Raw genomic sequence first — 13,925 nt, forward strand, 5'->3', positions numbered from 1 at the left:
GTCAGGAAGTGCTGAAATTGGCGCGCAGCTGGTACTTCAGTACTTTGTTACTGGCGTTGCGTGGCAGGTCGTCGACCAGGCGAATGTGGCGTGGCACTTTGAAGTTCGCCATCCGCTCACGTGCCCACTCGATGAGCTGGGCTTCGGTGGGTCGCGCACCGTCCCTGAGCACGATGAAGGCGCACCCCACTTCGCCGAGCCGCGCGTCGGGCACGCCGACGACAGCGGCATGCTCCACCCATTCCGATGTCATCAGCAGTCTTTCGACCTCGGCTGGAGAGACGTTGAAGCCGCCGGAGATGTACATGTCCTTGAGGCGGTCGATGATCGACAGATTGCCCGCTGCGTCGAGGACGCCCACGTCGCCGGTGTGCAACCAACCGTCCGCATCCACCAGCGCGCTGGTGGCCTCAGGGTCGGCCCAGTAACCGGATGTCACGGAATAGCCCCGAACCACGACCTCGCCGGGGCGGTCGACCGGCAGGAAGCCGCCTTCGGGACTGACCACGCGAACCTCTATGTCGGGAATCGCGCGTCCGTTGGTCCGGGCGACCGTGCCGGCCTCGTCGCCTGCCCGTGTGGTCGTTGCCAGCGCGCACGCTTCGGTGAGCCCGTAGGCGCTCATGATCACGTCGAACGACAACTCGTCGTGCATGGCGTGGACCAGTGCTTCCGGGATGGTGGTGGCTCCGGTCATGGCGAAACGCAGCGAGGACAGATCGCGGCGGGTGCGGTCGGGGTGGGCGATGAGGTCCTGGAAAAGGGTCGGCGGGCCGCTCAGAACGGTTATCTTCTCCTGCTCGACCAGGCGCAATGTCAGGGCAGGGTCGAAGACGGCCATAGGGATGACAGTGACCCCGTACAGCAAGGAAGTCAGCCAGCCCGCCTTGGAACCGAAACAGTGGAAGAAGGGCGGAATGATCAGGGAGATGTCGTCCGCGGTGTAGCCGTAGTTCTGTCCGACCCAGCCGTACAGGCGCAACGACTGGCCATGGGTCAGCGTGACGCCCTTGGGGCGCCCAGTGGTGCCCGAAGTGAACATGATGTCGCAGACGTCGGCCATGGTCACCTTGCTCATCGAGGCGTGCGCTTCCGCCTCGGTGACTTGCGAGCCGGCGTCGAGGAACTCCCGCCATGTGAGGTCCGCGGCACCACGATCGGACGAGAGTGAAACCGTGGTGTTCAGGGCGGGCAGCCCGGGTTCGACGCGGCGCAGTTCGGCTACGTAGTCGGTGCCCAGGAACTCCGTTGCGACGAGTGCCTTGGCGCCGGAGACACGCAGTACATAGGCGAGTTCGGCGGCCTTGAAGCGAGTGTTGAGGGGGACGACGATGCCGCCGGCACCTTGGATGCCGAGGGCAGCGACTATCCACCGCGCCGAGTTGGGGGCGCACAGTCCAACTCGGTCGCCGGGACCAATCCCCAGGGCCAGTGCGGACCGCACGGCGCGGCACATCTGGTCCGCCAACTCACTGAAGCTCCAGCGAATGACGCCGTCGACGACTGCCGGGGCATCGCCGAAGCGCCCTGCAGCGGCGTGCACGGCGTTGGGGATGCTGGCGAATTCCTGGTCATGACGCACTCGGACTCCGATCGGCAGCAGCAGGGGTAACGACCGCGGTAGTTCGTGTGTGGTAGGGGCCATTCTGCACCGGCTTGGCGTTCTTGATCAGCCTCTGACGTCAAGCCATTGAGATCAGCGCATCGATGGAGCGCGTCAGCTCTGGAACAGAGGGGCCACAAGTGGGTCAAGTGCCGAGCGCTGCTCGGACCTTGGGCAGAACCTTGGTAGCCATCAGGCTCAGGGAACGGTCGACGTGGGCGTCGTCCTCGTCGAGATACGGGGAGAGCAGCCAGTGATCTACTCCGTGGTTGCGGGCTATGCGGATCATCTTCTCGGCGACGGTGTCGGGGGAGCCGACGAGTAGATGGTCCCTCTCGAAGAGCATGTCGAACGGCTTCTGGGCACGAATGGCCGGGTCGTCCGCGTCCTCGCCCTGGTCCAGCCAGATCTTGAGACCGCGCACCTTGTCGATGAAGGCGAAGTTTTCCTCCACTTGCGCCTCAGTGAGTTCCCTCGCCTCCGCGTCGGTCGGCGCGACCAAGCAGCCGCGCAGGAGCGCGGAGGAGCGAGCGAGTCCGGGCGGCTTCGGCCCGGCACGGTCCAATTCCTCCTGATAGGCCGCGTTGAGGCCGTCGAGAACGCCCCGGGTGGGGAACCAGGTGATGACATTCAGGCCCTGCTGCGCTGCGGTGACGAACCCACTCGCCGTATCGGTGACGCTGAACAGCGGGGGGCCACCCGCCTGAGCAGGCTGGGGTATGACACTCAGGCTCGTGACACGTCCGTCTTCGTCGGTGTACTCCTCACTCACTCCGGGCCACTTGGTATCCGGGTGCGGAATCTGGAACCGCTCGCTGGACCAGGACAGGTGTGTTTCGTTCCAGGCGGCTCTCAGGAGGGCCAGGCGCTCGCTGAAGATCTTCTTGCTGCGCTGGTCGTCGGCTCGGTCGGCCTCGGCGTTCAGGTTCACGATCTCGGCCTGCAGGATGCCCCGGCTGAGTGCCACGTCGAGGCGGCCGTCGGTCATGTGGTCGAGCATCGCGAGGTCCTCGGCCAGCCGGATCGGGTGCCACAGCGGCAGGATGACGGCGGCGATGCCGATACGTATCCGGGACGTGCGGCTTGCCAGGTCGGCCATCAGCATGGCTGGGTTGGGGGACTGGTCGATGCCGGCGTGGTCGAAATGGTGCTCACCGAGCCAGAAGCCGTCCAGCCCCAGTTGATCGGCGAGCTGGATCCGGCGGCGGGCCTGTTCCAGGACCTCCCGCCAGGGCCGGGAGTTCCCTGAGTTCGAGAACGAGTGCAGGATGTCGACTCTCACGCAGCATCTCCCTCGCGGTGGAAGCGCCGGCACGAGCCGCCGCTCCTGTTCCTGTGGTCGTCGGTGAGTGGGTTCACGACCGTGCCGCGACCGCCTCGATCGCGACGCGACAGCCCCCGGGGAGGCCGGCGCGCATCGTCACGCGCTGGGGGTGGACGCCAGGGGCACACTCGGCTCGATAGGCATCGATGAACTCGGCGCGGTAGGCGTCGTCGCTCAACCAACAGGTGGTCTTGACAAGGTCACCGCGACTGAGTCCGGCCTGACGGAGAACATCGTCGAGAGAGGCGAAGCATCGGCGAACCTCGTCAGTGACAGTGGCAGCGTCTGCCGCGCGCCGGCCGGTCGCCGGATCGGTCGCAGTGACGGTGGCAAAGGTGAAGTTGTCGACGGTGACGCCTGACGAGCGACGCGGGCGCCTCTCATCCTGGGATGTGCTGCTGATGAAGGTGGGCACGACTGCTCCTCGTTCGACGGTTGGGGCCAGCGCGCCTGAGGCTGGTCCTTGAGCAGGAACGGTAGCGAACCGTTCGGTATGTAAGTCAAGAGTCGGGGACGGGCCTCTTGAGGTGCCAATTGTCCAGCAATATCCAGCTTGTGAAGGTGAAGAGGCCCTTGGCAGCCGGGATTTCGGCGCCTAATCTACCAACCCATTGGTCTGTAACGGTAGAGAGGTGGGAGATGACCGTGAGTGAACCCTCCGCATCGCGGTGGTTCCGAGAGGTGCTCGGGCAGTACCCGACAGGTGTCTGCGTCGTCACCGCGGCGCAGACGGACGGCTCGCGTGCGGGCTTCGTGGTGGGATCCTTCACGTCGGTGTCGCTGGATCCGCCGCTCGTGGCGTTCTTCCCAGACAAGCGGTCGACGAGCTGGCCCAGGATCGAACGGGCCGGACGGTTCTGTGTGAACGTCCTGGGCGCCGAACAAGAGCATCTGTGCCGCCAGTTCGCATCCAAGGCCGAGGACAAGTTCGAGGGCGTGGCGACGCGAGTGACCGGCTCGGGGTCACCAATTATTGAGGGGGCCGTGGCCTGGATTGACTGCGACCTCGAGTCGGTCCAGGAGGCGGGTGACCATTACATCGTCATCGGCCGCGTACGGGAACTCGACATTGGGAGCTCTGGGCTGCCGCTGCTCTTCTTTCAGGGCGGTTATGGGCGCTTCGCCCCGCTGTCGATGGCGGCATCTCACGACCGGGGTATGCCCGCCGAGCTGCTGCGCACAGTGGATCTCGTGCGTCCAGTGATGGAGAGTCTCGCCGCAGACCTCTCGGCGCGCTGCATCGCGACCGCCGTAGTTGATGACGAGTTGGCCGTTCTCGCGGGAGCCGGCAGTCCCGACGCGGGATCGCGCGCGACGCTTGTAGGTCTGCGCCTGCCCTTCGCGCCGCCCAACGGCAACGCTCTTGCCGCCTGGTTCGACGACATCCGCCTCGAGCGCTGGCTTGAGCAGTTGCCCGACGATGCTGATCGCGCTGAGCAGCGCCGACGGCTGTCGCGAGTGCGTGAGCGCGGCTGCTCACTCGGCCTGCTGAACGAGGCGCAACGGGAGTTTGCCAGCGCGCTCGACCGCTTGGCCGCAGATCCTCAGGCGATGGCGGCCGAGGATCTGCGGTCGCTCGTGACCCGACTCAACTACGACCCTGCCGGGCAGACCTCGGACGCGAAACGGGATGTGCGGGTGATTGCTGTCCCGGTCCGGGGGAGCGGCGGCGAGGCCGAACTTGCCTTGACGCTCTACGGCTTCTCCAGGCCGGACCGCAACGGAGGGATCGACTCGTACATCGACCGCGTACGAGAGGCCGGCCGACAGGCGAGCGACGCCCTTGACGGGTTGGCGTCGGCCGTGCGTTGAGTCAGCCGCCAGCGAAGTAGCGAACGCGGCACCTGCTCGGAAGGGGTGGGTGTACAGCACCGAATTACGAAGGAGACCTTTTGATGGCTGCCACTCACAAGATCCCGTTCGTCCACGCTTCCAGCCTCGCGATCGATGTGGCCACCATGAGGCTCGTCCCAGAGGCGGTGACCATCGCCGACGAGACGCGTGTGGTCCTTGACCGTGTAGCGGCCCGCCTGTCCCGACATGGACTGACGCTGGGCGACGTGGTCAAGGCGACGTGCTACCTGAGCGACGAGGCGCACCTTGACGAGTTCATCGACGCATACGACACCGCGTTCGCGTCGGCGCCCCTGCCGGTGACGACGATGGTCGTCCTCGGGCTCGCCGGTGACTGCCGGGTCCAGATCGAGGTCGTCGCTGCCCGGTGAACTGTCGCCTCGCGGGTCTTGCCCGCCTCTGAGGGGACTCGCTAGGGTCGCTACAGACCAACCGGTCGGAAGGAAGTGTCAGGGCGAGGCGATGCCCTCCTACGAGGCTGCTGTCATCGCATTCCTCAGCCTGCTTCTGCAGCCGTTCGCAGTACCAGACCGCACAGTCGAGAAGGGTTCTCCAGCATGTCCGTGGAAGAGAAGTCGCCACAACATCTGATCAACGGCATATGGCAGACGGGGGCGGGGACGGATCGGATTGCCGTCTTCGATCCCTCCAGGGGAGAACAGGTCGCCGAGGTGACCGCAGCCACGCCGGACGAGGTGGACGCGGCGGTCGCTGCTGCGGCGGCCGCGTTCGAGGGCTGGAGTGAGATGTCGCTCCAGCGACGCGTCCAGTTCCTGTACAAGATGCGCCAGCTCCTCGTGGACAATGCCGAGTCGCTGGCCCGCACCATCACCCTGGATCAGGGCAAGACCCTCGATGAGGCGCGCGGCGAAGTGTTGCGCGCGGGGGAGTTCATCGAGACCGCGATCGCTGCGCCGATGCTGTACCACTCCAAGGCGGGCAACATCGCCTCGGGCATCGACGCGCAGCACGTTCGGGAGCCCTTGGGTGTCTGCGTGGCCATCACCCCCTTCAACTTCCCGGTGATGAACCCCAGTCAGTTCACCGCCTGGGCGCTGGTCACCGGGAACACGATCGTCGTCAAACCGTCCGAACAGGACCCGCTCGCCTCGACCGCTGTGATCCGCCTGCTGCAGGAGGCGGGGCTGCCGGACGGTGTGCTCAACCTGGTGCATGGTCGGGCGGATGTCGCGCAACGACTGATCGACCATCCGGACGTGGCCGCTGTCTCCTGCATCACGTCCTCGCCTGTGGCCAAGGCCGTCTACGAGCGTGCTTCGGCCCTCGGCAAACGGGTTCAGGCCAACGGCGGTGCCAAGAACCCCATCGTTGTGGCGGCCGACGCGGACCTGGACCTGGCAGCTGAGGGAATCGTTACCTCTGCATATGGCATGGCCGGGCAACGCTGCCTCGCGGGAACCCGCATCATCGCGGTGGACACCGCGTACGAGCAGATAGTCGAGAAGGTCGCCGCGTTGAGCGACAAGCTTGTCGTGGGCGGTGGAGCCGACGCCGGATCCTCGCTCGGCCCGGTGGTGAGCGCGGCCGCTCGGCAGCGCCTCGAGGATCTTGTCGAGCGGGCCGTCGCGGCCGGTGCGACGGCAGTACGCGACGGCCGCGGCGTTGTTCCGCAGGGCACGTCGGCCGGCGCGAAGGGCTACTTCTTCGGCCCCACGATCATTACCGGCCTGAGCCACACCGAACAGGCCGACCGTGAGGAGACCTTCGGCCCCGTCATCGTCATCCACCGGGCGGCATCCGTCGAGGAAGCAGTGGACATCGCCAGCGACACCGAGTTCGGCAACGCGGCGACTATCTACACCCGGTCCGGGAGCACTGCGCGAGCGTTCGCCCGGCGGGTCCGCTCAGGCAACGTCGGGATCAACTCCTTCCCGGCGCCGCCGGCGAACTTCCCGATGGGCGGCCTGGGCACGTCGTTCTACGGCGAGACCCACATCTGCGGAGACGCGCCGTTGCGCTTCTACACCGAGGAGAAGCTCATTGTCTCGCGCTGGTGACCGGCAGCTACACGGCGGGACAGAGCAGCAGGCAAGACGGATGAACAGGAAGGTGTCATGAACCGATTCCTCAACGGGGAAGGATCCGATCTCGCGGAGTACGGCCTGTCGTCGGGTGTCGTCGCGGGAAACGTGGTCTTCGCCGCAGCAATGGCCTTGGACGGTGCGACGATGCAGCGGCAGAGCACCGCCGCCACAATCGCCGACGAGACACGCATCTGCCTAGAACAGCTGGACGGGATCCTCAAGGAAGCCGGCTGCGGGCTCCAGGACATCGTCAAGATCAATTGCTATCTCTCCGATGATGCCTACCGCACGGAGTTCTGGCAGACGTACGACGACTTCTTCGCGGATATCGGATCCGAGGCCGTCCGGCTGACCCAGGTAGCGGGGGTCGCATGCGGATGCAGGGTCGAACTGGACGCTGTCGCGGCGATGCCGTGACGGACACCCTCTGGTTCGACGAGGCCCGTGTCGGTATGCGTTTTCGTACGGCAGCGCGCACCGTCACCGAGACTGATGTCGTCAATTTCGCAGGTCTCTCGGGGGACTACCACGAGGTGCACACGAACGCCGAGCGAATGCGAGACAGCCCTTTTGGCGCACGCCTTGTCCATGGCGCGCTGGTCCTGTCGATGGTCACAGGGTTGCGCGGTCGGCTCGGCATCTTCGACGAGTCGATCGTCGCGTTTGCCGAGATACGAAGCTGGCGTTTCGCCGCTCCTGTGTTCATCGGCGACACCATCTACGCGACCAACGAGATCGTCGCCCTTCGAGACACCTCGAAGCCTGACCGCGGGCTCATGGACCAGCGGGTCGACGTCATGAATCAGGAAGGCGTCGTCGTACAGACAGGAGAGATGGTCACCATGGTCAAGCGCAGAGGGCTGGCATGAAAGCGCCTGCTGCGGGGGCCGAAGGGTATGAAGTTCCGCACAGGCGCGCGTCGGACGGGCACGCAATATCGGAGGACGTTGCTCATGATCCTCGAACGCTATGAATGGGGTGACGCGTCCGCCCCGCCGCTGGTGCTCATCCACGGAGTGGGCTCCCGTGCCGAGTCCTTCCGGCGCGTGGCCGAGGAGGAGTGGGGCAAGCACTTCCGCGTCATTGCCTTCGACTTGCGGGGACACAACCGTTCGGGCTGGCAACCGCCCTGGACCCACGCGACCTACCTCTCCGACCTCGTAGAGTCGGTCACGGCCCTCGGTATCGACCGCGCCCACTGGGCCGGGTACTCCTTCGGCGGCCGTCTCCTGCTAGACCTGACGGCGGCGCGCCCCGAACTCGTCGACCGTGCAGTGCTTCTGGAGCCCGTCATCCAGATCCCGCCGGAACTGGCCCTTCGCCGGGCGACTGAGGAACTGACGGGCGATGTCTGGGACTCGATCGACGCTTTTAGACGCGGGCACGGTGCCGTCGGCGAGGCGTCGGCCCAGGAGCTGGCCGAGATCGAGGCCTACTTCGAGCCCCTGCCCGACGGTCGCGTGCGGCGACGCACATGTCAGGCGGCGATCGTCTCCGTCTTCAGCGAATTCGCAGGGCCCGCCCCTCACCCGGAGTCGCTGACCATGTCGACGCTGCTGTTGTACGCGCCGGCGTCGGGGCTGATCACTCCAGAACAACTTGCTGCCTACAAGCCCCATGTGGAGTCGATTGTCGAAGTGCCTGGCCTGCATGACATCTTCCATGACGCCTACGAGCAGACGGCGGTCGCGGTGACCGACTTCCTGACCGCGCCGATGCATCCGAAGAGGAGCACTGCATGAGCGCATCGCACGCTGAGACAGCACTGGAGATCCGGGACAGCGTGGCCGTTCTGACACTCAACGCGCCTGAGCGGTACAACGCGCTGACCCTGCCCATGTGTGCTGAGTTGGTCGCGGCGATGGATGAGGTCGACTCCACCCCCGACGTAGGCGTGCTCGTGGTCCGCGGCGCGGGAAAGGCCTTCTGTGCAGGCGCCGACCTGCAGACGCTCAGCGCCGCCGGCAACGACCCGCTTGAGCCCGGCGCGTTCGCGGACCTGAGCGCGCTGTACGAGACGTTCGTCCGCCTCGGCCGGGTCACCGTGCCAACGCTCGCGGCCGTGCGCGGGGCGGCGGTCGGCGCGGGCATGAACCTCATGCTCGCCGCGGACCTGCGGATCGTCAGCAGCGACGCACGCCTGATCAGCGGCTTCCTCAAGAGAGGGCTGCACCCTGGCGGCGGCCATTTCACTTTGCTCGACCGGGTCGCAGGGCGCGACGCGTCAGCGGCCATGGCGCTGTTCGGCGAGGAACTGGACGGCGAGCAGGCGGTGCGGGCCGGGCTTGCTTGGGAGTCCGTTTCTCCGGCTGCTCTCGACGACCGGGCGTGGGAATTGGCACGGCGTGCTGCGTGGGACCCAGCTCTCGCGCGAGCGGCTGTGGCGAATTTTCGGCGGGAGACGGGGGCCACTCCGATGTCCTGGGATACCGCTCTACAGGTCGAGCGGACCGCCCAGATGTGGTCGATGCGCCGTGGCTCGCAGTCGTAGCTGTCGGCGATTGGTCTTCCACGCCGCGCAGGTTTCGAACGAACTGGTCCGTATGCAGATTGTCGCTGCCCTTCGCACAGTAAGAGGAGTACACGATGCCCAGCCGCCCAGTTGGCGCCCGCCCGGGCGTAACAGCTCCGACCTTGCGCGGCCCGTTCGACCCGGGTGGTCAGCCACCGCTGACGGTCGACCGCCATCTGCATCTGTCCCTGTTCGCATGGAACGTCTCCAGTGGTCTTTCTGCGAGCAAGGCCGTGCTCCGCGATGTCGAGCGGCACCGGGACTTCTGGAAGTGGCCGAGCGCGTCCCGTCTCTTGCGTGCCATCGAGGATGCCGGCTTCGACAGCCAGCTTCAGTACGGGATGTGGAGCGGATACGGTGGGGCCACCGGATGGAACGACTCGGGCCTGGACTTCGCCTCTGCTGCCACCGCGTCCGCAGCTGTCACCGAGAGAATCGGCATCTACTCCACCGTCCACGTCGGATATGGTGTTTCGCCACTTCTTCTGGCGAAGCAGTTCGCCAGCATCGACCACGTCTCGGGCGGTCGTCTCGGTGTCAACATCGTGGCCGGCCAGAACGCTGTCGATTACGCCCAGTTCGGCCTGGTAGGCCCGCCGTCGCAAGCGATTCGCTATGCGATTGCCGATGAGATGACAACTGCCCTGAAGCTGCTGTGGGCCTCTGAGGAGCCCGTTGACTTCGAGGGCGAGCACTTCCGGATGTACGGTGCCCAGATCAATCCGCGGGCTACGAGTACCCCGCGCCCGCTACTGATCTGTGCGGCGGGATCTGACATAGGCCTGGACTACGCCACCCGCCAGTGTGACGCGCTCTTCGTCACATCGGGTGACAACTCCATCGATGGATACAGGAAGAAGGCTGCCAAGATCCATGACATGGCCGCCGAGCATGGCCGCAGGGTCCGCATCGCTGCCATGTGCTACGTGGTGATGGAGGAGTCCGAGGCCGAAGTGCGAGAGACGGCCGAATGGATGACAGAAGAGATCGATCACGAGGCGATCGAGACCTGGCTCACGCGAAGCGGTCATGTCCTCAACAGTGAGTCCCGCACAGTCACTGAAGGTGCCTTCGGCGAGGGGCGGGCCGCGTCGGGGGCCCGCCAGGATCCGTACCTGGGTATTGGCAAAGAACAGTACGAGAGCCTCGGCATGGGCATGGGGGCCTACAAGCTGTTCGGCTCCTACGAAAGCGTCGCAGACCAGATGATCGAGCTCTATGAAGCAGGAGTCGGCCAGTTGGCGCTGTCCTTCTTCGATCCGGAACGTGGCGTCCAGCAGATGCGCAACCACGTGTTGCCGATCCTGCGTGAGCGTGGCTACAACCGGTTTCTCCCGTCACCTGACCCACGGTAAGATACCAATCGGTCTGAAACGCGGTCGAATTATGGAGTGGTGACGTGGCCGAGCAAGCTTCCAAAGGGCGGAGCAACCAGCGGGGCCGCACCATCGTGCGCGACCCGGAGGGTGCCCGTCGCGCTCTTCTGGCCAGCGCCGTCCAGCTGTTCGAAAAAAATGGCTATGCGGGGACGTCGGTGCAGAGCATCATCGATGGTGCTGATTTGACCAAGGGTGCGTTCTATCATCACTTCAAGACCAAGGAGGACGTGCTCGTCCTGGTCCATGACCAGTTCATCGATTATCAGCTCTACCGAGCGCGCCGTGTGGTCGCGAACCAAGAACTTTCTGCGGATGAGGTGCTGCGTCGACTGATCGTCGAAGCGCTGCTGGAGCCGATGGCGATCTACAAGTCTGAGATCACCGTGTACTTGCAGGAGCGCCGATACCTTTCCGGTGAGGTCTTCGCGGGGATCCGGGAAAAGCGCGAGGAGTTTGAGCGCTACTTCCTCGACGTCATCGAGCGGGGCATTGAGCAAGGCGTGTTTCGTCCGCTGGGGCCGCCCCGGATCATGGCGTTCGGCATCATCGGCATGGGTGCGTGGACGTATTCATGGCTCGACGCCGGGGGGCCGGTCTCGCCGGCTGAAATCGGTAGGACGTACGCCGAGATGGTCGTTTCCGGGCTACGCACAGAGGGCTGATGCTGTCCTGATGGCGGGTGGGGTACGTCCCACCCGCCATCACGTGCGAGTGGGTCGTACCCCGGATTGAAAACGCTTCGTTTCATTGGCAACGGCTTTCCATATCTGTAAGGTACCAACCAGTCGGTCTGTAAGGGGTCGACAGTGGAACGATTCCATAGAAGGGGGCGAGAAGCACGTGCACACAGGTCTGAGTCTTCTGTTCCAGAACCTCGACGATGCTCAGTCGGACGCCGATGCGGTCCGGAACGAGCTGGCGCTTGCGGAACGTGCGGAGGGAGCCGGGTTCGATTCCGTGTGGGTTCCTGAGCACCACTTCACCGGGTACGGGATGACCCCCATGGTTCCGCAGGTGCTGTCGTGGCTGGCCGGCAAGACGTCTTCAATCAAGCTGGGGACGATGGTCTCCGTGCTTCCCTGGCAGGACCCGATTCGGACCGCTGAGGGGTTCTGCATCCTGGACCACCTGTCACAGGGGCGTGCGGTGATGGGTGTCGGTCGCGGGCTGGGGAGGGTCGAGTTCGACGGCTTCCGGCTGGAGATGGGGGAGTCGCGAGAGCTGTTCCGCGAGTACAGCGAAGCGATCGTCCAAGGTCTTGAGTCGGGGACGATGGAATACGACGGCAAGCTGTACAAGCAGCCTCGAGTGAAGCTGCGGCCTGAGCCGTACGCCTCGTTCCGTGGACGCACGTTCGCGTCAGCGGTGTCGCCGCAATCGATCGACCTCATGGCCCAGCTCGGCATCGGCGTGATGGTCATTGCGCAGAAGCCTTGGGACAAGGTTGAAGAGGAGCTGCGTACCTTCCGGGCGCGGTTCAGGGAGATCAATGGGCACGAGGCGCCCAAGCCTGTCATCTGCGTATTCGTGGGCGTCGCGCCCGACGAGGTAGAGGCGCAGCGGATGCGTGAGGTCTACCTGCGGCGTTACGCCGAATCCACCATGGAACACTACGAGTTCGACAACGTGGGCTTCGCGCAGATCCCCGGCTACGAGTACTACGCCGGCCTGAGCCGCAACATTGAGAAGCACGGTGTCGACGGCTTCTGCGACTTCTTGGCCGACCTCCAGGTCTGGGGCACCCCGGATCAGGTGGTGGAGCGCCTGCTGGGCTACGTGGAGCGGCTCGACGCCGGCGGGGTACTGCTGGCGCCATCGTTCGGCGGAATGCCACCGCAGGTAGCCGCGAACAACTTCGAACTGCTCACGCGTGAGGTCGTTCCGCGTCTGCGCGCCCATGATGTCGGCGGGGACCTTGGGGTCTGCTACGCCCCTGAGACGCTGCCGGCCGGATCATGATCGTGCACAGCGGAGTGGAAGGCGGTGACCGCGGTGCATGAGGCCGTAATCGTCGAAGCTTTGCGCTCTCCGATGGGGCGTGCTCGAGCCGATGGTGCGCTGGCTGGCTTGCACCCGGTCGAGCTGCTCGCGCAGGTGATCGGTGCCCTGTTGGACCGCACGGGAGTGGACCCCGCTCTGGTCGACGACGTGGTCGTGGGGTGCGTCACCCAGTCCGGCGAACAGTCCGGGAACGTTGGCCGGATGGCCTGGCTGGCAGCCGACGGCCCGGAACACGTTCCGGCTGTGACCGTCGAACGCAAGTGCGGCTCCAGCCAGCAGGCACTGCAGTTCGCCGCGCAGGGCGTCATGGCCGGTGGCTATGACCTGGTCGTGGTCGCCGGAGTGGAGTCCATGAGCCGTGTGCCCATCGGTTCCAACCGGCAGGGTGCGGACATTCACGGCCCCTCGGTGGAACGGCGGTACGCGCCTGGGTTGGTCCCGCAGGGAGTATCGGCCGAACTGATCGCAAACAACTGGGCGCTGGAGAGGCAACAACTCGATGCGTTCGCGGCCCTCTCGCATCAGCGCGCAGCAGAAGCGGCCGTGGGCGGAGCCTTCGCACGCGAGACTGTGCCGATCCGTGTGCCGGGTGCCGTGAGGCCTGTGGATACGGACGAGACGATCCGGCCCGCCACCACGGCCGAGACGATCGCCAGCCTGCGCCCGGCCTTCCGCACCGACGCGCTCGCCGAACGGTTCCCCGAAGTCGACTGGCGAATCACAGCAGCCAGTTCGTCTCAGCTGACCGACGGCGCGAGCGCGGTACTCATCGCGAGCGATCGGATGGCCCGGCGCCTGAAGCTGCCGTCCCGGGCCCGCTTCCGCGCCTTCCGCGCATGTGGCGACGACCCTCTCCTGATGCTCACCGGCCCCATCCGGGCCACTCGGGAGATCCTGGCCCGCACCGGACTTCGGCTGGACCAGATGCAGCATGTGGAGATCAACGAGGCGTTTGCCTCTGTGCCGCTCGCCTGGCAGGCCGAGTTGGGAGCGTCCATTGACACCCTCAATCCCCGGGGCGGCGCCATCGCCCTGGGGCACCCACTCGGCGCAACGGGGTGCCGTCTGCTGACGACGATGCTCCATGCCATGGAGGACGCCGATCAGCGCTATGGGCTGCAAGCCGTTTGTGAAGCCGGCGGCATGGCCAACGCCCTGATCCTGGAACGCGACTAGCCGCGGACGCCGACGGGGCCACCGGGCCGAG

Annotated in this window: 14 protein-coding genes; 11 read left to right on the forward strand and 3 right to left on the reverse strand. The window is 65.5% G+C overall.

The features are described from left to right. Position 1: 1 nt before the first annotated feature. From ACP4E5_RS43455 to ACP4E5_RS43465, 3 genes are all read right to left on the reverse strand, one after another. A complete protein-coding gene (locus tag ACP4E5_RS43455; protein ID WP_425839917.1) occupies positions 2-1,582 on the reverse strand; it encodes an AMP-binding protein in 1,581 nt (526 codons plus the stop codon). A gap of 166 nt (positions 1,583-1,748) precedes the next feature. After that, positions 1,749-2,885 carry an LLM class flavin-dependent oxidoreductase gene (locus ACP4E5_RS43460; RefSeq protein ID WP_425839920.1) on the reverse strand — a complete coding sequence of 379 codons (1,137 nt, stop codon included), beginning with the start codon at positions 2,883-2,885 and terminating at the stop codon, positions 1,749-1,751. 73 nt (positions 2,886-2,958) lie between these two features. Then, positions 2,959-3,342, reverse strand: a complete 384-nt coding sequence (locus tag ACP4E5_RS43465) for a RidA family protein (RefSeq protein WP_425839923.1) — start codon at positions 3,340-3,342, stop codon at positions 2,959-2,961. Between the two features lie 230 nt (positions 3,343-3,572). Here ACP4E5_RS43465 and ACP4E5_RS43470 point away from each other — a divergent pair, with 230 nt between their 5' ends. The 11 genes from ACP4E5_RS43470 (at position 3,573) to ACP4E5_RS43520 (ending at position 13,894) form a co-directional block, all read left to right on the forward strand. Next, a complete protein-coding gene (locus ACP4E5_RS43470; RefSeq protein ID WP_425839926.1) occupies positions 3,573-4,739 on the forward strand; it encodes a flavin reductase in 1,167 nt (388 codons plus the stop codon). 83 nt (positions 4,740-4,822) lie between these two features. Continuing rightward, the gene (locus tag ACP4E5_RS43475; protein ID WP_425839929.1) at positions 4,823-5,152 is read left to right on the forward strand and encodes a RidA family protein; all 330 of its coding nucleotides are present in this window, start codon (positions 4,823-4,825) and stop codon (positions 5,150-5,152) included. 186 nt (positions 5,153-5,338) lie between these two features. After that, complete coding sequence (gene mmsA / locus ACP4E5_RS43480; RefSeq protein ID WP_425839932.1) at positions 5,339-6,799, forward strand: CoA-acylating methylmalonate-semialdehyde dehydrogenase; 1,461 nt, start codon at positions 5,339-5,341, stop codon at positions 6,797-6,799. A gap of 57 nt (positions 6,800-6,856) precedes the next feature. Then, positions 6,857-7,243: a RidA family protein gene (locus ACP4E5_RS43485; RefSeq protein WP_425839935.1), complete on the forward strand. Its 387-nt coding sequence runs from the start codon at positions 6,857-6,859 to the stop codon at positions 7,241-7,243. Then, positions 7,240-7,695 carry a MaoC/PaaZ C-terminal domain-containing protein gene (locus ACP4E5_RS43490; RefSeq protein ID WP_425839938.1) on the forward strand — a complete coding sequence of 152 codons (456 nt, stop codon included), beginning with the start codon at positions 7,240-7,242 and terminating at the stop codon, positions 7,693-7,695. Before ACP4E5_RS43485 ends, ACP4E5_RS43490 begins: the two co-directional genes overlap by 4 nt. A gap of 84 nt (positions 7,696-7,779) precedes the next feature. Further along, entirely contained in the window at positions 7,780-8,568 is a 789-nt protein-coding gene (locus ACP4E5_RS43495) for an alpha/beta fold hydrolase (protein ID WP_425839941.1), read from the forward strand. Continuing rightward, entirely contained in the window at positions 8,565-9,317 is a 753-nt protein-coding gene (locus tag ACP4E5_RS43500) for an enoyl-CoA hydratase-related protein (RefSeq protein WP_425839944.1), read from the forward strand. The genes ACP4E5_RS43495 and ACP4E5_RS43500 overlap by 4 nt, the downstream gene beginning before the upstream one ends. 95 nt (positions 9,318-9,412) lie before the next feature. Next, the gene (locus ACP4E5_RS43505; protein ID WP_425839947.1) at positions 9,413-10,693 is read left to right on the forward strand and encodes an LLM class flavin-dependent oxidoreductase; all 1,281 of its coding nucleotides are present in this window, start codon (positions 9,413-9,415) and stop codon (positions 10,691-10,693) included. A 44-nt stretch (positions 10,694-10,737) separates the two neighbouring features. Continuing rightward, complete coding sequence (locus ACP4E5_RS43510; protein WP_425839950.1) at positions 10,738-11,379, forward strand: TetR-type transcription factor C-terminal domain-containing protein; 642 nt, start codon at positions 10,738-10,740, stop codon at positions 11,377-11,379. A 178-nt stretch (positions 11,380-11,557) separates the two neighbouring features. Then, entirely contained in the window at positions 11,558-12,676 is a 1,119-nt protein-coding gene (locus tag ACP4E5_RS43515) for an LLM class flavin-dependent oxidoreductase (protein ID WP_425839953.1), read from the forward strand. A 33-nt stretch (positions 12,677-12,709) separates the two neighbouring features. Further along, positions 12,710-13,894, forward strand: coding sequence for a thiolase family protein (locus ACP4E5_RS43520; RefSeq protein ID WP_425842121.1), 1,185 nt, complete (start codon positions 12,710-12,712; stop codon positions 13,892-13,894). Positions 13,895-13,925 lie beyond the last annotated feature (31 nt).

This window comes from Streptomyces fractus (assembly GCF_049844455.1).
In the GTDB taxonomy this organism is placed as follows: Bacteria; Actinomycetota; Actinomycetes; order Streptomycetales; family Streptomycetaceae; genus Streptomyces; species Streptomyces fractus.

Excerpts from the sequence above, each read along its gene's own strand:
- ACP4E5_RS43475 (WP_425839929.1), top strand. The coding sequence starts at position 4,823 with ATGGCTGCCACTCACAAGATCCCGTTCGTCCACGCTTCCAGCCTCGCG.
- mmsA (WP_425839932.1), top strand. The coding sequence starts at position 5,339 with ATGTCCGTGGAAGAGAAGTCGCCACAACATCTGATCAACGGCATATGG.
- ACP4E5_RS43485 (WP_425839935.1), top strand. The coding sequence starts at position 6,857 with ATGAACCGATTCCTCAACGGGGAAGGATCCGATCTCGCGGAGTACGGC.
- ACP4E5_RS43495 (WP_425839941.1), top strand. The coding sequence starts at position 7,780 with ATGATCCTCGAACGCTATGAATGGGGTGACGCGTCCGCCCCGCCGCTG.
- ACP4E5_RS43500 (WP_425839944.1), top strand. The coding sequence starts at position 8,565 with ATGAGCGCATCGCACGCTGAGACAGCACTGGAGATCCGGGACAGCGTG.
- ACP4E5_RS43505 (WP_425839947.1), top strand. The coding sequence starts at position 9,413 with ATGCCCAGCCGCCCAGTTGGCGCCCGCCCGGGCGTAACAGCTCCGACC.